The 25,521-nt window shown below is 35.7% G+C and carries 22 protein-coding genes; 5 read left to right on the top strand and 17 right to left on the bottom strand.

The features are described 5' to 3' along the window. Positions 1-215 precede the first annotated feature (215 nt). The 11 genes from LN051_RS00425 to LN051_RS00375 all read right to left on the bottom strand — a co-directional run bounded on the left by LN051_RS00425 (position 216) and on the right by LN051_RS00375 (position 10,747). Entirely contained in the window at positions 216-977 is a 762-nt protein-coding gene (locus LN051_RS00425; protein WP_229292676.1) for an alpha/beta hydrolase, read from the bottom strand. A gap of 15 nt (positions 978-992) precedes the next feature. Then, positions 993-1,670 (bottom strand): ABC transporter permease, encoded by a 678-nt coding sequence (locus LN051_RS00420; protein WP_229292675.1) that lies wholly within the window; start codon positions 1,668-1,670, stop codon positions 993-995. Next, positions 1,660-2,610: an osmoprotectant ABC transporter substrate-binding protein gene (locus LN051_RS00415; RefSeq protein ID WP_229292674.1), complete on the bottom strand. Its 951-nt coding sequence runs from the start codon at positions 2,608-2,610 to the stop codon at positions 1,660-1,662. Before LN051_RS00415 ends, LN051_RS00420 begins: the two co-directional genes overlap by 11 nt. A gap of 16 nt (positions 2,611-2,626) precedes the next feature. Further along, entirely contained in the window at positions 2,627-3,262 is a 636-nt protein-coding gene (locus LN051_RS00410; protein WP_229292673.1) for an ABC transporter permease, read from the bottom strand. After that, complete coding sequence (locus LN051_RS00405) at positions 3,259-4,437, bottom strand: betaine/proline/choline family ABC transporter ATP-binding protein (protein WP_229292672.1); 1,179 nt, start codon at positions 4,435-4,437, stop codon at positions 3,259-3,261. The genes LN051_RS00410 and LN051_RS00405 overlap by 4 nt, the downstream gene beginning before the upstream one ends. 339 nt (positions 4,438-4,776) lie before the next feature. Next, a complete protein-coding gene (locus LN051_RS00400) occupies positions 4,777-5,316 on the bottom strand; it encodes a TetR/AcrR family transcriptional regulator (RefSeq protein WP_229292671.1) in 540 nt (179 codons plus the stop codon). A gap of 237 nt (positions 5,317-5,553) precedes the next feature. After that, the gene (locus LN051_RS00395) at positions 5,554-6,273 is read right to left on the bottom strand and encodes a DUF3169 family protein (RefSeq protein WP_229292670.1); all 720 of its coding nucleotides are present in this window, start codon (positions 6,271-6,273) and stop codon (positions 5,554-5,556) included. After that, a complete protein-coding gene (locus LN051_RS00390) occupies positions 6,270-6,473 on the bottom strand; it encodes a helix-turn-helix transcriptional regulator (RefSeq protein ID WP_229292669.1) in 204 nt (67 codons plus the stop codon). Before LN051_RS00390 ends, LN051_RS00395 begins: the two co-directional genes overlap by 4 nt. A 389-nt stretch (positions 6,474-6,862) precedes the next feature. Beyond that, positions 6,863-7,033 (bottom strand): hypothetical protein, encoded by a 171-nt coding sequence (locus LN051_RS00385; RefSeq protein WP_229292668.1) that lies wholly within the window; start codon positions 7,031-7,033, stop codon positions 6,863-6,865. Between the two features lie 360 nt (positions 7,034-7,393). Beyond that, a complete protein-coding gene (locus LN051_RS00380; RefSeq protein WP_229292667.1) occupies positions 7,394-7,564 on the bottom strand; it encodes a hypothetical protein in 171 nt (56 codons plus the stop codon). 39 nt (positions 7,565-7,603) lie between these two features. Beyond that, entirely contained in the window at positions 7,604-10,747 is a 3,144-nt protein-coding gene (locus LN051_RS00375; protein ID WP_229292666.1) for a DEAD/DEAH box helicase, read from the bottom strand. Between the two features lie 222 nt (positions 10,748-10,969). Between LN051_RS00375 and LN051_RS00370 the strand changes: the two genes are divergently transcribed. Then, a complete protein-coding gene (locus LN051_RS00370) occupies positions 10,970-11,704 on the top strand; it encodes an NAD-dependent protein deacylase (RefSeq protein WP_229292665.1) in 735 nt (244 codons plus the stop codon). Positions 11,705-11,803: 99 nt separating this feature from the next. Here the strand turns inward: LN051_RS00370 and LN051_RS00365 are convergent, their stop codons facing one another. From LN051_RS00365 to LN051_RS00355, 3 genes are all read right to left on the bottom strand, one after another. After that, the gene (locus LN051_RS00365; protein ID WP_229292664.1) at positions 11,804-12,670 is read right to left on the bottom strand and encodes an alpha/beta hydrolase; all 867 of its coding nucleotides are present in this window, start codon (positions 12,668-12,670) and stop codon (positions 11,804-11,806) included. Between the two features lie 191 nt (positions 12,671-12,861). Next, complete coding sequence (locus LN051_RS00360) at positions 12,862-13,350, bottom strand: GNAT family N-acetyltransferase (RefSeq protein WP_229292663.1); 489 nt, start codon at positions 13,348-13,350, stop codon at positions 12,862-12,864. Positions 13,351-13,407: 57 nt separating this feature from the next. After that, positions 13,408-14,112, bottom strand: a complete 705-nt coding sequence (locus tag LN051_RS00355; protein WP_229292662.1) for a GntR family transcriptional regulator — start codon at positions 14,110-14,112, stop codon at positions 13,408-13,410. 177 nt (positions 14,113-14,289) lie between these two features. On the opposite strand from LN051_RS00355, the gene LN051_RS00350 reads away from it, so the two are divergent. Then, positions 14,290-15,732, top strand: a complete 1,443-nt coding sequence (locus LN051_RS00350) for a 6-phospho-beta-glucosidase (RefSeq protein WP_229292661.1) — start codon at positions 14,290-14,292, stop codon at positions 15,730-15,732. A gap of 72 nt (positions 15,733-15,804) precedes the next feature. On the opposite strand, the gene LN051_RS00345 is transcribed toward LN051_RS00350, so the two are convergent. Together LN051_RS00345 and LN051_RS00340 are read right to left on the bottom strand one after the other, a co-directional pair. After that, on the bottom strand, positions 15,805-16,614 hold the full coding sequence (locus LN051_RS00345) for an alpha/beta hydrolase (protein WP_229292660.1): 810 nt from the start codon (positions 16,612-16,614) through the stop codon (positions 15,805-15,807). A 294-nt stretch (positions 16,615-16,908) separates the two neighbouring features. Beyond that, the gene (locus tag LN051_RS00340; protein WP_229292659.1) at positions 16,909-19,737 is read right to left on the bottom strand and encodes a YhgE/Pip domain-containing protein; all 2,829 of its coding nucleotides are present in this window, start codon (positions 19,735-19,737) and stop codon (positions 16,909-16,911) included. A gap of 208 nt (positions 19,738-19,945) precedes the next feature. Here LN051_RS00340 and LN051_RS00335 point away from each other — a divergent pair, with 208 nt between their 5' ends. Then, complete coding sequence (locus LN051_RS00335; RefSeq protein ID WP_229292658.1) at positions 19,946-21,760, top strand: amidase domain-containing protein; 1,815 nt, start codon at positions 19,946-19,948, stop codon at positions 21,758-21,760. Between the two features lie 58 nt (positions 21,761-21,818). On the opposite strand, the gene LN051_RS00330 is transcribed toward LN051_RS00335, so the two are convergent. Beyond that, a complete protein-coding gene (locus LN051_RS00330; RefSeq protein WP_229292657.1) occupies positions 21,819-23,510 on the bottom strand; it encodes a hypothetical protein in 1,692 nt (563 codons plus the stop codon). Between the two features lie 238 nt (positions 23,511-23,748). Here LN051_RS00330 and LN051_RS00325 point away from each other — a divergent pair, with 238 nt between their 5' ends. Both LN051_RS00325 and yidC read left to right on the top strand, forming a co-directional pair. Then, positions 23,749-24,852 carry a helix-turn-helix domain-containing protein gene (locus tag LN051_RS00325; protein ID WP_229292656.1) on the top strand — a complete coding sequence of 368 codons (1,104 nt, stop codon included), beginning with the start codon at positions 23,749-23,751 and terminating at the stop codon, positions 24,850-24,852. After that, positions 24,849-25,493, top strand: a complete 645-nt coding sequence (gene yidC, locus LN051_RS00320) for a membrane protein insertase YidC (protein WP_229292655.1) — start codon at positions 24,849-24,851, stop codon at positions 25,491-25,493. Before LN051_RS00325 ends, yidC begins: the two co-directional genes overlap by 4 nt. Positions 25,494-25,521 lie beyond the last annotated feature (28 nt).

Raw genomic sequence — 25,521 nt, 5'->3', positions numbered from 1 at the left:
ACAAAGGCGCAATATGTATCCTTTATTTTTTGTTTGGTCACTTAAAATTATAGAGACATTTGCGCTATTTTTGTACAAAAAAAAGCAGGATGACTTATGTCATCCCATCATAAAAAATGAAGAACCCTTTTATAGAAGCCACAATCCTCTCATTTAGCAATAGAAAAAGCGTCCATATACGACATATACCGCAATGAACGCCTAATGTTATTTATTTAATCTTCTACAAACGTTTTTATAACCATTTTGATAGCTTTATCCCAGTAGTCATAATCATGACCTCCAGCATTAGAAACAAATCCACAAGGAATATGATGTTTTTCTAAGTAATCCCAAAAGTCGAGATTACTTTGGTACAAATCATCCTCTGTGCCACACATCATTAGTATTTCAGGTATCTTGTACCCCTCTGAAACTGCTACATCTACTAAATAATACGGATCAAACGTGGTTCCTACCGCATTTATATTATCTCCGGCAATCGCTTGTGGTTTGAAATCTGGATAAACATAATGATGAATTTGAGACACATCGACCGCAGAAGATAACGGCGCCGCTTTCCCAAAGCGCTCTCCCGCAGTTAACGCAAATCTAATCGTGCCATAGCCGCCCATAGAATGACCAGCTATAAAATTATCTTTTCGCTCTTTAGATAACGGCAATACTTGATGAACGTAATCCCAAACTTCAAGAATATAATCATAATAACTGTGACCATATTTCATATTTGTGTAAAAGCTATGATCAGCATTGGGCATAATAATAGCCAATTGGTGGGTGTTCGCATAGCGTTCAATACTTGTATAACGCATATACGACGCATGATCACTCGACAGTCCATGTAATAACAACAAAGATTTTAATCGTTTAGGTTTTTCCTCTACTTGAAAATAACTGCGATCTTCAGGCAAGATTACCGTGAAAGATTGATGCATGCCAAGCGTTTTTGATTTGTAGTTCATTTCCATTAATGCCAAGAACGGTCACTCCTTTTAACTCGGTGTCGCTGTATTTTTTGTACGACGATTTACTGGATCTAATTTCTTCTCAAGCATACGTAAAAGTATATCAACAATCAACACAATCAATACGATTGGTAAAGCACCGGCTAAAATAAAAAGTGTGCCATCCGTCGCATTCGTTCCACGAATAATTAAATCACCTAATGTCGGTGCACCAATAAATGAACCTACTGCTACAACACCGATTGCAACTACTAGCGCGATACGCAAACCGCCAATAATAACAGAAAGCGATAAGGGTAATTCAATCATACGCAACACTTGATTGCGTGTCATTCCCATGCCTTTACCTGCATCTTTAATATTCGCATCTACACCTTGAATGCCTGTATACGTATTTTTAATAATCGGAAGTAGTGCATACAAAAATACAGCAAATATTACTGTATTCATACCAAGCCCCATGCCCAACATTAAAATCGCTAGCATCGCAATCACAGGCACCGTTTGAATAACATTTGCCACTGTTATCACTGCCGTAGATAATTTGCCATAACGTGCAATTATAATGCCTAACGGAATGCCTACAATCGCCGCAAATAATACCCCATAGAGCGACATTAATAAATGATTCAGAAACAATTCCCACAAATAGCCAAAATTCGTATGGTAATAGTCCCAAAGTTGTTGAAATAGGTTACCTTTCATTATTTTTGGCCTCCTTTGTATCATCAAAATAATGATGTTGCTCTAAAAACTTTTGTGCAACGATGGCAGGCTCTTTGCCTTCTCCATCTGCTTGATAATTTAAACGTTGCATGTCTTTTGTTGAAATTTTACCTTCTAATTTTTTAATAATTGGCTTTAATTCTGGGCGTTCTTTCAACAACTTATCTGATGCTAAAGGACTCGCATCATACGGTGGGAAGAAATGCTTGTCATCTTTAAGTACTTTTAAATTGTAAGCTGCAATACGTCCATCAGTAGAATACCCCACTGCTACATCTAAACTGCCACTTTGAAGTGCATCATAAACTAAACCGATTTGCATAGGACGGTTCTCTCCAAATTTAAAGCCATACTTACGTTGAAATGCCGGATAACCATCAACTTCACGGTTCGGCCACGTCGTATCCATTCCTAATCGTAAATCTTTGGCATATTTTTCAAGATCAGAGACCGTTTCTAAATTGTATTTTTTTGCTGTTTCTTGCGTAACCATTAGCGCAAAGGTGTTGTCAAAACCGTATGAATTAAAGAACGTTTGTTGATACTTGTCTTTAAATCCTTTTTGCGTTGCTGCCATCGCTTTTTGAGAATCCGTAATCGGAGACATTTTAAGCGTACCTGTTAAATCCGTACCTGTATAACGCGTTCCTGACATATTTGCTTGGCCGTTGACAATCGCATTATGTTGTATCGTACTAGAACCTAAGTTATTAATAATCGTCGGTTTAATTTTACCGTGAGTATCGTGTTCTATAAGCAATCTCAACATATGAGACATAATTTGTGATTCTGACGTTGCAAGTGCTGTAATTTGAACTTCATCTGGTGCGGTCGCATTCTTTAACCCCGGCAAGTTACATCCAGATAACACCGTGAGGCAAAGCACTAAAACGACAATATACTTTTGATAATGTTTCATCTTATCCCTCCAATGTTTATCTAGAAACTTTTAAACCTTTTGGTACAATCCATTTTTCAATACGTGACAAACAAAAATCGACGAGTAACGCAAGCGCAGTAATTAATATTGTTGCTGTAATAATCATATTTTCATCATATAAATTAAGCCCATTGAAAATATAATCACCTAAGCCTCCCGCACCGATAAAACTTGCGAGCGTCGCCCAACTAATCACGTATACCGACGATAATCTAATACCACTTAAAATCATCGGTAAGGCTAACGGGAACTCTACATCTTTCATCAACTGATACGCTGTCATTCCCATACTTTTTCCCGCTTCTCTCACATTTTTATCGATACTTTCAACCCCAATTACCGTATTATTAAGAATCGGAAGTAATACGTAGAAAAAGAGTGCGATAACTGCAGGTACTTTACCGACACCAAATAGCGGAATCATTAACGCTAACACCGCAAGTGTCGGTATCGTTTGAAGGATACTCGCAATCGTTAATGACACTTTGGCTATCCGTTTTGTACGTGTTAATAAAATACCGACAGGCACTGCAATGACAATAGCTAAGACGAGCGCAAGAATCGAAATGTAAAGATGTTCCAACGTTTTTGAGAACAAATCACTGGCATTATTCACAATGAACTCTATCATGCGCGATCAACTCCAGCCGTTTCAGTTGTGGTAGCTTGCTTTTCACCACTGTCAGTTTCTGGTTCGCCCCATATACTGTCATATACAATATCGACAAGATTAGCTCGAGTAATCAATCCCACAATATGATGTGCTTCATCTAACACAGGCACATTTCGTACATTTCGTTTTAAAATCGTACGCACAGAATCTTGAAGTTTACTATCATAAGGGACGGTGTAAACCTCTCTCTGAATCACATCGATAAGTTCGGCACGTGCACGTAAACCTTGATTAATATCTTCAATATCAAGAAAGCCTAACAATTTATTTTGATGATTCACTACAAACAATGTGTCAATACGCTTCTCTCTCATCAATTGAACCGCATCGTTTAATGATTGATCGGCCGTAATCGTAATTGGTTTAATCATCGCATCTTCAACTGTACGCACATTTGGTCGGTCTTGAATGAGGCGATTTTGCCCGATGAAATCACGCACAAAATCATTCGCAGGATTTCGTAAAATATTATCTGGTGTATCGTATTGAATCACTCGACCATGAGACATAATACAAATTTTATCAGCAAGTTTGATCGCTTCATCCATGTCATGTGTCACAAATATAAAAGTTTTCCCTAATTGTTTTTGTAGCTTTTTCACTAAATCCTGTAATGTATCACGTGTTATAGGGTCTAATGCGCCAAAAGGTTCGTCCATCAAAATGATATCTTGTTCAGCCGCAAGTGCTCTCACTACACCAATACGTTGTTGCTGACCTCCAGACAATTCAGAAGGATAGCGATCTAAATACGCTTCTGGTAAATCAACAAGTTTAATAAGTTCACGCGCCTTTTCATCTTTCTTTTCTTGAGACCATTTTAATAGTTTTGGCACAAGCACAATATTTTCTCTTACCGTCATATGAGGCATTAGCCCTATCTGTTGTATCACATAACCGATACTACGACGCAACTCTACAGGATTCATTTGACGTACATCTTTACCGTTAATCATAATCTGGCCTTCCGTTGCCTCAATCATCCGGTTGATCATTCGTAATGCGGTTGTTTTACCGCTACCGCTCGTACCAATAAACGCTACGAACTCCCCTTGCTGAATCTCAATATTCATATTGTCTACAGCTTTCTTACTCCCAGCATAGACTTTTGATAAGTTTTTAATACTTAACATATGTCCATTCCTTTCCCTTTTGAAATTTACCAATACAAAAAAGACTCCTTGTGAATGTCATACAAAGCGTACTTAGTAAAAACAAGGCACAAAAAGCCCTAATCGCTATTATTTACGTTAATGAAGCGTGCACATGAGCGCTACACCTTAGCTGACTGAAGTCAATTGTTGAAAATGATAACTGTCACGTGCCCACCTTATGTAAACAGTTCACCTTTTTACTATACCAATCGGTCAGTTTTATTTCAAATGTAACTCAAATATAAAAGCCGAATTATGCACATTTGCACAATTCGGCGATGACTCTATTTGAATGCCTTACTAACAAAGCATTCTTCTTTATTTTGGTTGTTGTGTGTACATTTTTAAACGATTGAGTACAGCCTCGCGCATTTCTTCATCAATTGCGCTAAATTCAAAGATTTCAGAGAGCCATAGCCCATCAACTGCTAAACGAATAATCGTTGCATCAACTGGATCTACACCTTCATTCACAATCGTATGTTGCCAATGTGCATATGTGTCTTTTAAAGGCGCTAAGTGATCTTTGTTTGTCCCATGTGCAGCCAACAATCCAGACGTAATCGGCGCATTTTCAGCACGATGTTCACGCGTTGCTTCTATTAAAGCATTTAAATATTGTCCTTGTGACAGTGCCGGCTCTAATGCTTTTTGAACGTTATGTTGGTACAACTGATTCGCATAGTGCACCAATGCTTCAATTAAGCCGTCTTTCGTTTTGAAATGATACAATAATCCACCTTTACTCACACCTGCTTGCTTTCCCACTGCATCAAGCGTTAACGCATCCACACCACGCTCAAAAACAATTTGGGCTGCTGCTTCTAAAATTTGAACTCGCTTAGATTTCCTTGCCAATTCGACCACCTGCCGTCATATACGATGTTTAAGCCTAGCCTACCGTCTTATTCATTAGAAAACAACAATATTTTAAGCAAATTTGATACAGATGGCAATAAAATGAGCGGAATATTCATTTTTTCGTACTTTATTATTGCGTTAGCCCGACTAGCACAAAAGGAATCACTTTAAAGGCAACATGGCTCACTCGAGGTCATAATATACGTTCCAGTCCTAGAAAAGCTTTGATTCAAACTACAAGTAGTGCTTACGTACTTTCAACAAATATCCGAAGACATTGTATATAAAGAGCACAATTAAAACAAACAATGCTAACGTTTGGTTGTTGTTACTGCCTAATGAATATATTCCCAAAATAATAATTGAAATGATAAGTAAGGAGATATTAATATGATAAACCTTATACATTGAAACGAGCGTGATATGGCGTTCCCCTTCATCCATGATAGACAATGTTTTTTCGGTGTATTCTTTTTCTCCTTGTTTAGGATAACGCGAATCGTATTTTCTAACAAAAAATCCATACGGAATTGAGAACAGAGATGCCAATAAAAACCCTGAAACTGGATAAAAAACATATATACTTGGCACATTTCCTAATACATAAATAAAGAATAAGAGGAACACAACGACATAAGATGTAAACATTAGAAACGACACATTTAAAAAGTATAATGCGGCTTTTCTCTCTATATTATCAGTGGCTTCATCCTCTATATTACTATCTAATAGCCTTTTTTGTTTTAACACCTTTTTTTGTGTGTAAAATGCCCATATTAATAAAGCCACAATAATGATTAAAAACAGAATACCAATCATATGAATAGTTGATGGATCCGTCATTTTAAATTGTGTAAAAAGCTTCAAATGGTCTGTATAGCTGAATAATAATCCTATTAAACCACCAATGAGGCCACCTACAAGTACCATCACTAAAAACCTAACTACTTTCATAAATCCTCCTCCTCAATAATAAAAACACTTTCCACCGTTTCATTGAATACACGCGCGATACATACCGCTGTTCTAATTGACGGTGTAAACTCATTACGTTCTATTAAAGAAACCGTTTGTCTAGAAATCCCAGCTTTTTTCGCAAGTTGTGTCTGATTATAACCATCACGCGCGCGCAATTCTTTAAGTCGATTTCGCATATCAGTCAACTCCTTATATATAAACATATAACAGATTAGTCAAAATGACAAATATAATTGTCATTTTGACGTATATAAGTTTCTTAAAATAACCATATTAAGCGCTTATGACAAGCAATGAGAAGTCCATGTACACCTTAAAATTGTTATAAAGCGCGATTGTCTTACGTTTTACCCCCTTAACTCAATTTAACGTTATCCCCATTTTTCGTTGCCCTCAATTAGCCATAGCACTTAATATCATTAAAAACGTTCCACATGAAACATTTCCAGATGAGAAACTTTGTAAAAAATGTATGCGGGAGTGAGACAGAAATCTATTTGATTTCGTCGTCCCACCCCTCTATATTTCAATATTAAATTGTTTTATCATTATTCGAGAGAAATGGTCAATCCTGTTTATCATCAGAACTAAACAGAAATAAAACAAAGAAAATAAACGGAATAATCTCAAATACTCTAGTAGAGAAATGATAGTTCCCTGTTATTTGTGGTAAAGCGTAAACAGCCAAAGCAGTTATGATCAATAAAATTAAATAAACTTTTCTCTTTTTAGCCATAAATCACAACTCCAATTAAGTAGTTTTATAATATGATGCTATTGTAACACCTCTCTTTTTTATCTTTAAAATATAAACTGACATTAATTTTGATAACAATTATTAGAAAGTGAGTTAGTTATGTTATTAAAAAATAAAATCTATGCTTCATTGGTAATTGTATTGTTTTTAGTAAATCTTATATTAGTACTGAATGGCGCTATTTTTTCCTATGAATTAGGTAAAAAATCGTAAATCTACTAAATCTCTTTCTTTTTGCGCTTTTTTTCCTAAAATTTTTAAATTCAAAAAGGACTTTGTACGATAGCGCACAAAGCCCTAGAAAGAGAAAAAACGACATGTCATCTTTTAGCACTTACGTTAAACATCCTTTTCTTTATATCCTAAAGAAAAACTAACTAAGATGCCTGATAAAATGTAACCTAAAGGCCTCAATATAGAATCGCCCAATTCCACTTTAAAATAAAACATAGCGAGAAAAAGTATCACTCCTAATATTAATAATGCTTTACTTTTTACATATAGCATCATATCTACCTCCACACGCTTACATCGAAATTTCGGTGTTTTTTAGCATTGAGATTCGCATTTGCTTAGGTTACGTTTGATAATATTGTAATACTTTAATTTACTGATTCGTTTTTCATCACCTATAATTACAAATTCTTTTTTTGCTCTTGTTACAGCAACATTAATTAAATTAGGCTTACTACAAGACCATTGGATCGCACCATTTTGCTTGTGGTCTGTTCCTGTAACAAAATAAACTTTATCCGCTTCCTTACCTTGGAATGTATGAACCGTGCCTATAGATGCTTTAACCCAATCATTAATATCAACTTCAGAAGTTTCAAATGACTTCAATTGTTTCCTTGCCAAACGGCTTATTTCAGTTTTAATGGCTGTGAAAGGAGAAATTACAAACACATTAGGTGCGATGTCACCATTTTTTTGAGCATGTAACCAGTCTCCTTTGAGTAACTCCAACACTGCTTTTCCTTGCTCTTCAACAAATTGTTTTTGTTTAGCATTACCTGTAACATTTAGCCACGTCACTTCTCCAGTTTTACCTTTTATTTCGCTATTTTTCACGTACTGCGGTAAAACCATCTTATTTTCATAAGCGACGCTATTACTAATTGTAAACATTGGATTCAAGCAACGCCTATGCACCCATAAAGGCATACCAATCCATTGTTTTTCATCTCCTTGTCCTTTCCAATACCCATAATTATTGGCATAGTCTGCTATCGTTTGAACAGAGGCATCTATGCTCACTAGTCTTTCTGGAACATTATATGCATTTCTCACAAGATCGATTAAATGACGTTCAAGCGTGACTACTGGCTCAATTTGAAGCGGATCTCCTACTGCTACCACATGACGCGATCTGTGTAGGGCACCTACTGCTGCTTGAGGAACCGCTTGACCCGCTTCATCAATATAAAGATAGTCTATAAAATCTTTACTCATATTCGTATAAAGCGTACTAAAACTAGCGAATGTCGTACTTATTACTGGGAAAATGAGATGAATGATATTCCAAGCATTTTTAACTTTTATTGGTGCTGACTTTAAATACTCATATCGTCTTTTAAAATCATACAAACCAGATTGAATAGATTTTGCATTACCAATTAATATATATTTATGTAATACCATTGCTTTCAAGAAAAGTAAGCCTCTTTGAAATTGAAGTTCATCAGATGTGAATAAAACCGATTCTTGTCGAAAACAATAAGCTTCATTACTATCTTTCCAAAACTTTTCATCTGGATACATTAAACCATTATGTGTAGTTTTGGCGTCTTCATAATCTACAATACGTGCATTCAACTTTTCAATATTTGCTTCGAGACCTTTCATTTCCTTCAAAATATTTGCTTCTTCTTTTTTACGATGATCTACATCTTTTTGAAGTTCATGCTTTTGGTGATTCAAATCAATTTTGCGCTCAATTAATGCTGCTTTTTGAGCGCTATATTTTGAAGTGTCTTCGTTGTCATTACTACCCACTACCCACTTTTTTAATTTTTCTTTTAATGAGCTAGAAGGTTGTATCGTTCGTTCATATTCGTCGATATCTTCAATTTGCTTGTTGATAAACTGTATTTCTTTGCTCATCGAAGCTATGTCACATTCAAGTTTATTACTATTTTCCATATGCTCCAATGTTTGCTTTAACTTTTGTACTTGGTTTTTAAACTGCTCCATCTTTGCAATGCTATGACTATAGTCTTGATACTTTTCATAACCGTTCTTTATTTCAAGTTTGATTTTTTGGATTCTTTTTAACGTGTCATTAAATGACTTTTTAGCCTCTTTCCAATTTTTAAGGACGTCTGATTGTGCTTCTTCACGAATGAGTATATGATTCAATGCTTTATCATCACCTAGCATTTGATCCATCACTTTATCAATATTACGCTTTTTACCTAAAACTCCTGAAAAAATACCCCAAGCCTCTTCATTGATTAAATGACTTGCTATACCTTTAAATATTTCAAGTTCTTTCGCTAAAAGTTGATATTCCGTTTCATATTGCGGATACTTGGTTTTTACTTCATTTCTAATAACTTCTGAAATTTTAGGCAAATCTTTTGATATGTTTTCAACCGCCCCATTATTACTTGAAGCTACTACCATTTTAAATTGCGCATGTACCTCTTTTAAAAAATGCGTCGGATGTTGATCGGTTTCATGAATTTTTTGAGCTTTAAACGCTTCTTTGGGATGTGATAATTCAGCAAATGTTTTAGCGCGTTCTACGATATGGTGTGCAAATAAATCTTTTAACAAAGTTGTCTTTCCAGTACCCGGCGGTCCATTTACAGAACTGATTAATTTATTATCATGTGTAATATGATTTACTGCTACTTGTTGCATTAAAGAAAGACGATGCTCAACTAAAGAAGGCCACCGACCATCTGGGTAAAATTTTGGTTGTAAATAATACTCAATTAATTTTCTATTTTCATCTATATTTGTTTTTTGATTCTCTTTTGTTCCAGTAATATATTGCTTTAACGTCTCATTTGGATTTTCTCTTGCAGACTCTATATCCGTAAGATAAAAGCTATTTAATTCTTGATCTACATCATTAGGTCTAACAAATTTCACTTTAACAGTATGCTGAAAACCATTTAGAAACTCTGTTTTGAACTTTTCAAAGTACTTACAATACAATTCATCCATTTTTTGAATTTTTGAAGCGTCTAGCGGATTACCCCCTAATACTTCTTCACATTCAAATTTAAATTTCTCAAAATTATCCTCATGTACTTTTTCAATATTTTTATCGTGTTTAAAATAACGCATAGCTGTCATGAGCATAGGAACAAAAAGTGAGTCTATCTCGACAAATCCTTTATCATCCACTGTAAATGTATAACCGTAACATTTTTTAGTGCTTGGATTATAAACTTCTTCATCATTGTATGCTGCTCTAAGACGTTTTTCTATCTCACCAAAGTTAAAACAAAAGCGATACATTTGAAATTTGATTGCGCCTTTATTTCTACTTTCTTTTTTTAAAACAAACGCTCTATTCTCCCAAATAGGATAAAAGTTTTCAAATTCACGCCCTTTTTCCTGACTCTCATTATTTTCAAATAAATGTGCACTCAAAATGCCTTTCAAATCACTTAATTCACCTGGCTGTAGGGTTTCAATTAATCCCCATGCTGACAATGTATTTTTAACTAGATCACCCATTACGTTTTCCTCCAAGCATTACGACATCTTAATTTATTATCATTTTAACAAAAATATTATTATAACGACGCAATTTTATGAATTATCCTATCATTTAATGTAATTATAACTATTTTTCAATACAGAGTGAAAATACTCTAACGTTTGCTTATTTCTTCGCACACTTTTACAATGTCACTGAATAAAGTCATTAAAGTAAAACTTTTTCTCGGAGTGATGGATATGAGTCAACAAATTAAACAATTGAAGCAAATAGTAGACAGCGCCAATAAAATCACTTTTTTTACTGGTGCGGGGATTTCTGTCGCAAGTGGTATTCCAGATTTTCGTTCAGTTGGGGGATTAAATGAGAAGATTGCAGAAAACGGCTATTCTCCTGAATATATGTTGAGTTCTGATTATTTGAATGCAGATCCTGAAGGTTTTATGCGTTTTTGTTATCAATATTTGTTGTTTGCAGACAAAGCGCCAAATGTTGTACATCAATGGATTGCACAACTTGAAAAAGAGGGACGTGCTTTAGGGGTGGTGACTCAAAATATTGATGGTTTGCATTCTGATGCGGGAAGCGAAAATGTAGACGAACTTCACGGTACGTTAAATCGCTTTTATTGTATCAATTGTAATGCGCAGTACACAAAATCGTATGTTTTAACGCATCAACTTCATCATTGTGAACATTGTGCAGGCACAATTCGCCCAGACATCGTATTGTACGGTGAAATGTTAAATCAAGCTACGACTTTAAATGCACTCCATAAAATCACTGCCTCGGACACGTTGATCGTATTAGGATCCTCTCTCGTCGTCCAACCTGCTGCAGGGCTCATTTCAAACTTTAATCGTGGTCAGTTAATTATTATCAATCAAGATCCGACGCCTTACGATTATCAAGCCGATTTAGTTATTCATGATGATATGACGCATGTCATCAATGCATTAAATGCCGTAGAATGAGGTTAAAATCACATAAAAAGGTACGATACTGTTTTAAGAATGACGCTTAGCGCCTTATGTAGTGCATGAATGCTTAGGACGCTCATCTCTCGCATAAACTTATGTATCCCATAAAAAAGAAATGAGGTCATTGGCGACATCTGGATTATCGTGAATTGCGCTATGTTGGGCGTTATCGCCTTCATATTTGATTTCTTTATAACTTTTTGGGCTATCTCCAAGTAAATATTTTAAAGATTTTGATGAACTTACTGAAACGACGCCATCAGAATGGGTGTCATCTAAAATGTCTCCATACATATTTAAAACTTCGATATTTTTACCTTTATACACTTCTTTCAGTTTAAGAAATCCTTGATATGGAGGAATCATACGACTCGGCTTACCTTGTTCATCCACTTCTATTTCATTGATACTTTCGTTCATCCCTAAAACACCATTATAGGGACCAGAGATATTCACTTGCTTTTTCAACTGCGGCAAAGATGTATCATTGCCGTAATTTAACATATATTGTGCAAAAGATGTATTTCCCATAGAATGACCTACAAAATTAAACGATTGAATATGATATTTATTTTGAAGTGTCGTTAACACATGCTTTATCCATTTGGCATTTTGATTTAAATCCATATTTTCATTATCTTCTAATTCTATTTGAATGATGGGATTTATTGCATCTTCAGACATGTTGCCCTCTAGATTAACCGTGCCATCCTTTGCGACATGTGCGATGATGACGTCTTTGGTTACGCCTTTATCTTCGGCCTGATCAATTAAATAACTTAATGAATTTAACGTTCCTTGTGTTCCGTGTAAAAATAACGTCGGTGTATGCGCATTAATAAAATTCGTATGTGCTGTTTCGTTACTTTTACCTTGCTTTTGAGCGAATGCCATGCCACCAGTGCCAACCATTATGACCACGATAATTAAACTACTCATCCAAATTTTCATTTTTTTCACATGCGTCACCTCGATTTTCCGAAAAGCATTAAGCTTTCTTGCCTCTCATCCACTTATTGTTGTTTTCCATAGCTCTATACCCGTTTTTCAACAACATAAAGTAATCCTATGAGATTAAGATTTTAGTGGTTGCGCTTCCACAGACTCCATATGTCCTATTTTTGACACCTACTTATTGCCATTCAAAGCGCTCAAGATATAGTATCGGTCACACTTTTAGAAAATACAATTTCATCCATAATCGGAATGCCATTTTCCGCAACCTCTGGAATAGTTGGCTTAAGTACTCTTGCCTGTGCTACAGCATTTGGAATAATTTTAGAGAATCTGAAACCGCGCTTTTGATAAAATCGCACCGCATTTATATTATCATTGGTAGTAATGACCTTAATTTCGCTCTTATTTAATTGTTTAGCACTATGTACGATACCGTTAACAAGTGCTGTACCAATCCCTTTATTTTGAGTCGCACAATCTAAAGAAATAATTTCAAGGTAGTCATCATAAATTTCATAAGTGATTAGTCCAAGGATTCGTCCGTTTTCTTGAGCAGCATAGCCATATAATTGAGATAATTTAAAATCACCCGAAGTAACCACCATTCTATCGCTACCACAATAATGCATAAAAAATGCTTGTCTGTCCGTTGAGTTTAATGTTTGCGCATCAACAATTTCCATTACATCACCTACATTCTATTGGTTGAATTTAATTAGTATAATGTGGTCCCTTTCCTATTACTTAATCGACGGAATGTAAAATTTAGCGTTCGTTTTTTCGAAAACAATTTGACTGTAATCAAATGGAACCCCTGTTTTTGTATAAAATACTTGTTCGTATCTTAGAGTAGGCGCTCCACTGCTTTGATTTAGTATTGCCGCTTCTTCCTCATTTAATGTGTCAACGTGAAAATAAATATCAGAATATCCGATATTTATTTTTAAGTTTTCTTCTATATATTTAAATATAGAGCCTTTCGCAATTTCTCCACTCATATAAGGCACCAATTTTCGGCTAAAATACGCTTCTTCTATACATAAAACCGCTTGATCAATATAGCGTATTCTTTTCACATAATATACTGCTTCCTCTTCAGTTAAATGTAATTGTTTGCGTACCACAGCATCTGGTTTTGCAATTTCACACACTTCAATTACACGACTCGTAATCTCATGATTTTTTAAATCCTCTGTAAAGCCATTACTAGTAAATAAATTGATGTATCCTTCTCTCTTAGGACTTCTAACAAAAATACCACTGCCTCTAGATTGATAAATATAGCCATTCTTTTCTAATATTTCGAGCGCTTTAATAACTGTACTTTTACTCACATGATATTCCGTTTTTAAATGTTCAATATTAGGTAGACGGTCTCCAGCGCTGTAAACCTCGTTCTCCAGTAAGTTACTTATTTTATGAGCAATTTCTTCATACTTTAACATTAAAATGCCTCTCTTTTATTAGATTCGTAAATATTATATCACTAAATTCCGCCACTAATTTAAAATGTATCTGCATTTACAAATTATACCGGTACAATTATAATATGCATGAACAATACAACACTTGAACAACAACGCTTTTAGCTCATATTCTATCAAGACGAAAGGATGAATCGTATGGCTCAACTACCGAAGCACTTTTTATGGGGCGGCGCTCTCGCTGCGAATCAATTTGAAGGCGGATATAATCAAGGAGGAAAAGGGCTAAGTGTCATTGATGTGATGACTGCGGGTACACATCACCAACCTAGACAAATCACGCAAAACATTGATAGCAACCATTATTATCCGAACCATGAAGGTATTGATTTTTATCATCGCTATCAAGAAGACATCGCATTGTTTGCGGATATGCATTTGAAATGTCTTCGTACATCCATAGCATGGACACGTATTTTCCCTAACGGAGATGAAGCAACGCCTAATGAAGAAGGGCTTCGTTTTTATGACAATGTAATCGATGAACTCCTCAAACATCATATTGAACCAGTCATCACATTATCTCACTTCGAAATGCCACTGCATCTCGCGCAACATTACGGCGGATTTAGAAATAGAAAAGTGGTAGAAGCTTTTGTGAAATTTGCAGAAGTTGTTTTTAAGAGGTACAAAAATAAAGTTAAATATTGGGTGACATTTAATGAAATCAACAATCAAATGGATACGCACAATCCTATTTTTCTTTGGACAAATGCTGGGGTCTTACTAGAAGCACATGAAAATCATGAAGAAGTGCTGTATCAAGTTGCACATCATCAATTAATCGCAAGTGCGTTAGCAGTCAAAGTAGGAAAAACCATCAATCCAGAATTTAAAATAGGAAATATGATTTCTCACATTCCTATTTATCCGTATTCTTGTCATCCTAAAGATATTATGGAAGCTGAAATCAATAATCGACTTCGATTCTTTTTCCCAGATGTTCAAGTTAGAGGCTACTATCCCAATTATGCGAAAAAGATGTTTACAAAGAAACATATTGATATTGGTTGGCTTGAAGGCGATGAAGCAATATTGGCACAGGGCACTGTAGATTTTATTGGCTTTAGTTATTACATGTCTACTACTGTCAAACATGCCAATACAACACGAAATGCATACAATAAAATATATGGAAGCTTACCGACTTCTATAGACAATCCGTATGTTGAAAAAAGTGACTGGGGTTGGGCTATTGATCCTATAGGCCTACGTTATACACTTAATACACTTTACAATCGTTACCAAATCCCATTATTTATTGTAGAAAATGGGTTAGGTGCTATAGATGAATTGGATGAAAATGGTGACATACATGACGATTACCGTATCGACTATTTAAAACAGCATATTGAGGCAACCATCCAAGCAGTTGACGACGACGGTGTAGAAGTCATGGGATACACCCCTTGGGGAATTATCGATAGCGTCTCTTTTACTACAGGAGAAATGAAAAAGCGCTACGGCCTCATTCATGTCGACCGTGACAATTCTGGCCACGGTACGTTAAAACGCACTAAGAAAAAATCTTTTTACTGGTATAAAAATGTCATTGATTCTAATGGTGAAAATTTAGGCTAAATACTTTGCGAACAAAAGCACGACTGAGTTTGGGACATCCTTGTCTTTACCTCAATCGTGCTTTGTTGGTTTTTATTTTTCCCACAGCAAATGAATCATCTGGCTTGCGACTTCGCTATTATCATGAATCGCACTATGTTGGGCTTCTTCGCCTTCGTACTTCAATTCCTTATAACGTTTAGGACTGTCCCCTAACAAATATTTTAATGATTTAGAAGAACTATTTGAAACACGTCCGTCAGAGTGCGTACCGTCTAAAAGGTCTCCATAAATATTTAACACTTCAATGTTTTTTCCTTTGTAAATGGATTTCAGCTGCATAAATTCCTGATACGGTGGGTTCATATGATTAGGTTTACCATTATTATCCACTTGAATTTCGTTGACTTCTTCGTTCATGCCTAATACTCCATTAAACGTCCCCGCTATATTGATTTGCTTTTTCAATTGCGGTAAAGTGCTATCACTACCATAATCTATCATGTACTGCGCAAAGGAAACATTTCCCATTGAATGCGCGACAAAATTAAAATTTTTAATGTGATACGTATGTTGCAATTTTTCTAAAACATTTCTAATCCACAGCGCATTTTCATGTAAATCTACTTGCGTATGATCTTCCAATACAATTTGTACGATTGGATTTACCGCACCTTTTGAAAGTTCTCCATCGAATGTGACGTCCCCATCTCGTGAGACGTTTGCGATAAGGACATCTTTCGTTACGCCGCTCTCTTCCGCTTGATTGATTAAATACTTCATAGAATTTGCTGTACCACTGTAACCATGTAAAAAAAGTGTAGGCGTTAAATCTTTCACATATTTTGCTTGTGCTTTATCTTCATTTTTCGCATGTTTTTGAAATAAAAAAATGCCACCCATGACTATTACTATCACGCCTACCGTTATAATAAACTTTCGCCAAAACTTGGTTTTCTCCACAAATACCAGCTCTCTTTTTATATTTTTTATAAGACAGAAATTGTTCCGTTGTTTTGAGTCCAAAATTACACAACGCCATGTAGCTTGAAACCAATACCACCCATTCCTTAAAAACTTATCTTTTCTATGATTATATAATAAAGTGCATTCATTGAGACATGTAATGATGCATTCACTACAAAAGCCCTCTAACATGATACTTTAAAATCAATGTCAAAGGGCTTTCTCGTTCAATTATTCCATAACATCACTTTTCTCAGCTTTAGCCGCGATTTTTTTCATAATCGGATCTGTAATTGGTTTCAATATAATACCGATAATTAAAAAGCCAATTCCAAATGCAAGAAGCGTCACTAATTTTTGCGTTAATATTTTAGGCACATATCCGCCAACCGCTTCTCTTAATGCATCAATCGCATAGGAGAACGGAATAAACGGATGAAGTTTTTGGAAGAACTCCGGTGTAACTTCAATTGGGAACGTTCCCCCGCCACCAGCTATTTGGAGTACGAGCAGAACAATCGCTAATGCTTTACCTGGATTTCCTAATAACGACACTAACGTATAAACAATCGTTACGAAAACCATAGAGGAGAGCACAGTAATGCCAATAAACCACGGCACACTTTCTACTTGCGCTTCTAAAATCACAATATCTCCGATAGACACAATTAACGCCTGAATGATTCCAATCATATAAAACAAGCCTAACTTGCCAAGATAAATTTCTCGTTTAGTTAAAATTGAAGCTAACTCTCGATGCTTGTTGTCTGTCGTTAATAAACTTACCATCAGTAACGCCCCAACCCATACGGCTAATGCAGTATAGAATGGTGTACTTGCGGAGCCATAATCTTTAACGGGAAACACATCTTCATGGTTCATTTTAATTGGATTTGCAATCACATCTGCTTGTTTTTTCAAGTCGTTCTTCAGTAGATTAACCAATTTGTCGATAGTGTCATCTTTATCAATTTCTTTAAAAAGTTTGTCGGCTTTAGCCAAATCTTTTTCTAAACCAGGCAAATCGTTTCTTATAAATTCAGCTAACCGATGTAAATCTTGTTTTGCTTGAGGCTGGTTTTCATTAAGTAGCTGCACTAAACGATCATACCGGTTGAATAAAATAGGCACATTTTGATTTACTGTCGCTGTCGTATCTGCCAATCGTTGTTCGAGACCAGGTAAGTCATTGCGTATAAATGTTGCTGCTCTTGCTACATCGCTCTCAAATTGCGCATAATAATGTTGCGCCACGGACATTGCGTCATTATAACGTTGTTCAATGAGTGGAAGCTCACTTTTTATGACATCGAGCCGTTCTTTAGTCTTACCTAAAACCGTTTGTCCATCTTTAATCACTTGATGAACGGTATTAAGCTTCGATTGAATCGTAGAAAGTTTAGCGTTCCCACCTTCTAAAGCAGCCATAATGCTTTTTGAAACTTCTAGTAGTTTTTGATTCAAATCAGATTGAATATAACGACTTAAATCTCCCAAGCTTTCATTCATTTTTGACAGCTCATTGAGTAAATCTATCGCTTCTGCTTTACCTGAGCTTCCACGAGATAATGCATTACGAAGTTGATTTTCTTTTTTTATAACTTGATTGATTTTATTATTTACAGATTCTAGCGCCTTAATTTCTGAAGTAAGTGGCACTCCTTCTTTATTTTCAAGTTCAGACAACGTATCAATCAATTGCTGATTGGTTTTGCTCGTTAACTCCAATCTTGATTTAAGATGGTCTAAAGTTGGCACGAAGTCTTTCGGGTGCTCTGACGCCATAATGCCATAAAGTACGTTTTCTAACGCTTTAATATCTTGTTGACTACTTTGGGCTTGTTGATCTGTTTGATGAGATAACGCTAATAACGCTTTGGACAACGCAGATTCCATAGCATTGGCGTCATCCATACCGTTACTCGGTGTGTCACTCGCATTCGTACTCATTTGTGCTGTTTGAATATGACTATACCCTGAGGTTGACAGCGTACTTTGCGGTGCCGTCTGTACATCATTTTGTGGCGCCTGTTGCGCATTTGGATTCACCTCTTGCGCATTTTGAATGTTGTTTTGATCATATCCTACACGTTGATCGATGGCATTTAAAAAGCTGTCTGCCTCTTTCAAACCTTGTAAACCATGGTCTACCCCTTGGCTCGCAATATCTACGCCTTGATTGATTTTCGGAAAAGCTTTCGGTACATCGTTAGAAGCCACATTCAATGCCTCTTTAATATGAGGCATATGTTTATTCAGTGCCAATATAAGTTTAGCGCGCTCGTTTAAGGCGGGAATCGCATTATTCACTCGATTAAGTTTATCTACCGCGTCTAAAACCGGCCCTTTGTAATGCTCTAAATTTCTGAAATCATTCGCATATTGATCTATTTGGTCTTGATGGTTATCTAAATATAGAATCTTCTTCGCAAATTCATTAATTTTAGGTACGGATTGATTCGCAGTGTAAACTGCATTTTTAACTTTATTTATAGTTGGTATTTCGTTTTCTAATTTAACGCCTAGACGATTGGCCTCTTTAAGCAATGACTTAGTTACCGTCTCATTAAATTTGTCATTCGCCTTTTGGACGATAGCGCTTGTTCCTGCATCCGTCATTTTAGGCGCGATCGCATTTAATTTTTGATTCACTTTATATTCGATATTTGCGCGTTGCGGCTTTTTGCGAAGGGTACCTGTAATTTGATGTGTGAAAGGTTTAGGTATGTAAATTGCTGCATAATATTTACCCATCTTTAAATCGTGATCTGCCTTTTCTCGACTTACAAATTCCCAGTCAAAATGATTATCTTTTTTCAGTTGATTAACTACTGTGTCACCAACATTTAACGGCTTACCTCTCACTTTATCTCCCTGGTCTTCATTGACCACCGCAACCTTGATATTCTTTGTATTCCCATACGGGTCCCAATTGGCGTCCAAATTAAACCATGCATAAAAGGAAGGAAGGAGCGCAAGTCCTGTGAGTAGCACAAACACTGCTGGTGCTTTAACAATCTTTCGTAAATCAGTCATAAATAGTTTAATTGCGTTTTTCATTTTACACCTCACTCACATTTTATATTTATTGAATATATGATTCAAATATTCATTTGTTTATTTTAAATAAATTGGTATAATAATTTCATTAAAAGGTATCTCTGAAAAAGTTGACGATGGTCAACTTTCATATCACCATACATATTTTAACAAGGACTTCTATTATTTGTACATAGTAGAATTTCATATATTAAAGCGAGGTAAGTTTATGAAAAAAGACAAATGGTTCATCTGTATACTGTCAACAACGTTATTATTCCCCTCATATACTGTCTACGAAGTCCACGCAGAAACCGCAAAAACCGTTTCTGAAAATGCTCAAACAGATGATACCAAAATATCTAAAGATCGTCAGACTTCAAAAGATACAAACGACACGTCAAAAGAGACAGTGAATGGCAGCAATGCAGATTCCAAATATAAAGATGCAAAATATTTAAGTACAACACATGACACCGCTCTAGAAAAATTATCTACAGATTATTTTTCAAATCCGTTTCTTCTATTTACATCTCAACCTGTGACAACAACATTTTGGGGCAACTGGTTGACACCAACATATGCTGAAACATCCTCAACAGGCGAAACACGCACACATGACGCGCATCCTTTGACTCAACAATCATTACAGACAAGTAACCAAAAAACACCTATCAATCATGCAACAACTCAAAATGGTACACTGACGTCGTCTCAAGATAGTCACCCTTTACCACAACGCGATCAAAAGGTCGCAGATGAACTTGATTCGATTACAGCTTCTATTCAATCAGAAACGTCATCACAATTAACAGAAGATACATCAAGTCGTTCAGAAGAAACTGATTCGACTGATGCGCATTCGAAAACGACGCCTACCAATGAGCACCGGTCAACAACACAAGCAAATGACCGTGATATCGAAGCACTACTTGATGAATACAGTGAAAAGTCCCAAAAACAACGTCAGCTGACAAATCCACAATTACCTTCTGACGTGGATATCGAACAAAGCGAAGTACCTAAACAATCTTTTGACAATGAATTAAAACAATCAAATATGCGTTCTACAGCAACTTTTGAAACACGACCTAACTTGTCGAGTCCAAACACACAGTCCGTTGATTATCAGATAACGGAAAATAAAGCGACGCGTGATTTTATTAAAAGTATTGCCAAAGAAGCACATGACATCGGTCAAAATGAAAATATTTACGCCTCAGTCATGATTGCGCAAGCCATTTTAGAGTCTGACTCAGGTAACAGTGCCCTCGCACAAGCCCCATATCATAATTTATTCGGCATTAAAGGGGCATATTATGGGCAATCTGTGACCTTTAATACATTAGAAGATAATGGGAATTCAATGTATCAAATTGCCGCACAATTTCGTAGCTACCCTAATCAAAACGCCGCTTTAAAAGATTACGCTACACTCATTAAACATGGTATTGACGGTAATCCTACAATGTATCAACCGACATGGAAAAGTGAAGCACGTACATATCGTGAAGCGACATCACACCTTTCCCATACTTATGCGACAGATACGCACTATGCTGAAAAGCTGAACAGTATTATTCATCATTATGATTTAACGCGATTCGATAAAAAAGCAATGCCCAAGTCAAGTGAGGATGACGCTACATATAATGAAACACCTATGGCTTTCAAAACATTCACAGAAAGTGGTCATTCCCCGTACCCTCATGGACAATGTACTTGGTACGTCTATGAACGCATGGCTCAATTTGGACTTCCGATTAGTGGCGATTTAGGCGATGCGCACAATTGGGATAATCGCGCAGCAAGTAAAGGTTATACAATCAGTTTAACGCCTACACCACACAGTGCAGTTGTTTTCGAAGCAGGACAACTTGGTGCCGATAGTCATTATGGCCACGTCGCATTTGTCGAAAAAGTGCTTTCAGATGGCACTATAATCATTTCTGAATCTAACGTTAAAGGGCTCGGAGTCATTTCGTATCGTACCATTGATGCGGATGATGCGCAGTATCTAACTTATATTAAAAGTAACAATTAATATAAATAGCGCCATTGAATTAACGTGATTCAATGGCGCTTTTTCAGCTCATATTGTATTAAGATTTTTTAGACTTCCGACGTATAGCCCGCACAATGAAAGCACTACCAAAAATAATTAATACGATACTTACAGGAAGCACAGATTTTTTGACCATCTGTCCCGTTGCAGGTAAATCAAGGTTCCCTTCATGATCAAACAAACCACTTAGGAATCCATCAGACGGCTTAACTAACGATAATGCGCGCCCTTGAATTGGATTTGGAATATCCGGAATATCATCTAAAATACTTTTTCCTGTTGAAAATTTGGAAAATCCGCCTAAAGCATCCCACAAGTCAGACTGCCCTCTGAGTAACCGGTAGTCTGACTTGCGAATCTTAAGGTCCTCTAACGGTTGTAAAATGGTTTGTAATTTGGTTTTAAGTCGGTGGGCTTCATTATCTACTTTTAGCATTTTATCTAATAATGCGTCTGGATTAGATCTCAATAAGCGCATTAAGTCCGACTTAGTATGTGCTTGATCAACAATACGCTCAGCAAGTATGCGCGCTTTATCTTCACTAAACTTTGACGCTAAAATCGTCTGAATGGCTTGTTGCTTATCATCTGCTTGGTCTAAAACATTTTCTAAAATCATATCTCCCGTAACGTTCTTACCATATTGTGTTTTTAACCGTTGTACCACTTGGACATTCGTCGGATGATCATGTAAGATTTGATTTGCGATCTTAGTTGCTTTATTACTATCAAATTGCGTTGACAGTAATGCTTCAATTAATGCTTTACGTTCTTCCGCATGCGCCATCATTGACCGCAACAAATCATCACTTGAAAGTACAGTTAGACTGTCTAATTGTCCGACGACTTGATTTGCAATTTGCACATTCGTCTTTCCATCTATTTGTATACGGCTCAAAATCGCTTTAGCTTGTTGCCCATTCATCATACTATCCAGCAGATCTTTCACAGCTTGGGATTTATCATCCGTATCATTTAAACGATTCAAGACAAGGTTATTTTTGTTGTTTAATTGTGCCTTTAATACGTGAATCTCTTTTTTTAATAAAGATTTTTGTTCAGGAGACATCTTTGCTTCTGTCGCTAACTTTTCTTCAAACTGTTCTAAATGTGCCCTTTTTGTAGATACATAATGATCTGAAGGAGCAGACATTTCGACAGGCTCTGTTAAAATAACATGCAATGCATTTCTTATCTCACTTGCTTGAGGTGCTTTCCGGTTTAATTCATCCACTAATTTTCGCGTTGATACAGCAACATCATCATTGAGATTATTTAGTTCACCCCTATCAACTTTATTCGTTGATTTAGTGATTTCTGCGACACATTGCGCAATATTTTGTTCTATCTTTTCAGTCTCTCTACGCACATCTTCACGTTGACGATGCAAATCTACCGCTTCGTGAGACAAACTCGGCATAGCTACGTGCGCTTCTTTTAAAATATGATTAATCTCTTCGACACTTTTAGACTGGCCAATATTCGCATTTAACTTTGCTTTTTGCTTTATGTTCATCTCTTTTACTTTTTTAACTTCTGCCTGACTTTTTTGAATATATGTTTCAAGAGACGGTTGTTTACCTATAGAAAACACCTCTTGAGCTGTAGCCATTGGTGCACATTGACTTCCGATTAAGCCCATCGTAATAAGCAGTAGTGCACTTGATGTCTTAAAAACATGTCTTAATTGATTAGTATGCTTCCATTGATGACCTCTCACCTTTTTCATAGCCTTCACCTTTCTAAAAATAACTCACTCATATTATAGACGTAATTTAATATAATTCCTAGAACAAAACATAAGGATAGATTTAAATGTAATGTTAATATTTTGATGAATTACATAGATGTAAAACGGTATCATTCGCATTATTGCTAAATTAGCAACATTGTTTCCAAAAGATGCTATATGAGAAATACATTTCGTTTCACAATTCTAGTAACATATGAACTGAGAGGTGCTACTAATGATACAAATTAATCAAACGATAAAAAGAGAACGTTTAAGATGTGGCATGACCCAAGACAATTTAGCTGAACATCTTAATATTACAAAAACAACTATATCTAAATGGGAAAATGGCATACTTTACCCTGATATTACTTTGCTTCCTAAGCTAGCTAAAATTTTTAATATCACAGTAGATGAATTATTAAACTATAAAAAGACATTGAACAACGCAGATATAAGAAAAATCTCTTTAAAATTGACACAAATGATTCCACAAACTAGTTATAAAGCTTATTTATTATCAGTAAAAGCCCATTACATTGACCATGCAAATGAATTCAAATTCCTTAATTCATTATTAGGTGTTTTAGCGAATAATATATTGTACTGCGATGATGAAATACTTTTTAAAGAAACACTTTCCTTAGCACGATCAATTATTAAAACAACAGAAGACAATTGTGATGATGTCTACTTAAAAAAACATGCTCAAGTGTATAAAACAATGCTATATGCTTTTGAAGGTGACTTTGAATCCGTTATAAATGCCACTCCTGATTTTGATTTAAAACTCGGTGAACACGCTTTATTAACACGCGCTTATTTACAACAAGGAAACCATTTAAAAGCTAAAAACGTGCTTCATACAGACATGTATCAATCATTAATGATTTTGATGTACGACTTTTCTTTAATGCTTACACATGAATTATATACTACGCCAATAGAAACTCTTGAATTAAAATTTTACCATTTGAACCAAGCATTAAATGTTGATGATTTATATCCTTATGTAAGCATTAATTGCTATTTTCAATTTGCGCTATATTATGCGAAGAAAGATGATCAAAAAGCTGAAACTTATCTTAATAAATATTGTGACTGTTTCGAGTATTTAGTGAAACATTTTATTTTTCAAAAAGACGATTTTTTTACGCATATTGATGCATGGATTGAGACATTGCCCCTAGGAGAAAAATTGCCCGCAAACTATGAAAATATGCTCAAAACTCTACTGACAACCGTTTTAGAAAATGCGCACTTTACATCCTTAAATGGGTTTGAACCGATAAAGCATAAATTACTCAATATTTATAATCAAAGGGGGATAACGTATTGAAAACATACAAAAGTATCTCAGTTTTATCGCTCTTTAGCCTGATTCTATTATCAGGTTGTAATTATTCCGGCGATCATCGTGAGAATAGCTTATATCATCAATTCTCTGCTCCGATGGACACCCTTTTACACTTGATAGCTACAACTTTTAATAATAATTATGGTTTAGCTATAATAACAATCGTGTTCATCGTGAGACTGGTTATGCTGCCATTTATGCTTATGCAATCAAAAAACGGTCATCAATTACGTACCAAAATGAATCTGATAAAACCAGAAATCACCCAATTAAAAACGGCACTTATTCAAGCCAAAACGCAAGAAGAAAAAAATAAGGCCAACAAAGCCCTAATGAAATTATATAAAGACAACCATATCAATCCTATACAATCCATACTCGGTTGTCTCCCTTTATTCGTACAAATGCCTATTTTATTCGGCCTATATGCTGCACTAAAATGGCCATCAAGTGGCGGACTAACAGCACACGCTGATTTTCTGTGGTTTAATTTAATTCATCCTGATATCATTATCACTCTCATTGCAGGTTGCTTGTACATTATTCAGCCATTAATCACCATAAAAAGCCTTCCTAAAACGCAAGCTCTATTAGCTATGGTATGGCCATTATATCTCCTATAATTATCGTGTGTGTTTCACTTACCTCTGC

The organism is Staphylococcus ratti (assembly GCF_020883535.1).
GTDB lineage: Bacteria > Bacillota > Bacilli > Staphylococcales > Staphylococcaceae > Staphylococcus > Staphylococcus ratti.
Note: the sequence above shows the minus strand (reverse complement) of the source record. Positions and strands in the feature narration are given on the sequence as shown.